The 323-nt window shown below is 29.7% G+C and carries 1 pseudogene; it reads left to right on the forward strand.

Going from position 1 to position 323, the window contains the following annotated elements:
• Nucleotides 1-136 (forward strand): annotated as a pseudogene (locus ACFINC_RS11575) (RNA pyrophosphohydrolase); the annotation flags it as partial.
• Between the last annotated feature and the right edge of the window lie 187 nt (nucleotides 137-323).

Below are 323 nucleotides of genomic sequence, written 5' to 3' on the forward strand. Positions count from 1 at the left end.
AGATGGCAATAAAGCGGAATTCGATCAATGGAAATGGATAGATCTAGCAGCTCTTCCTTCGATTGCGGTTCCTTTTAAAAAGCATGTTTATATGAGTGTTGTCAGCGAATTTCGAGGTAGCCTTAGGTTATTATAAAAGCTATATGGATATTAGAAAGCTTTTTTTATAAAGATGCTTTATATGATGTATATTATTTATAGATGATAGACATGTTTCTCTTTTATGTAAAGAACAGGAATATAAAAATGAAAAAGTTATTTAATTTACTGATAGTTTGTACTCTCTTGAGTATTTCATCTGTTGCATTTGCAACAAATTCAAA

This window comes from Bartonella sp. AP58NXGY (assembly GCF_042195785.1).
Classification (GTDB): Bacteria; Pseudomonadota; Alphaproteobacteria; order Rhizobiales; family Rhizobiaceae; genus Bartonella.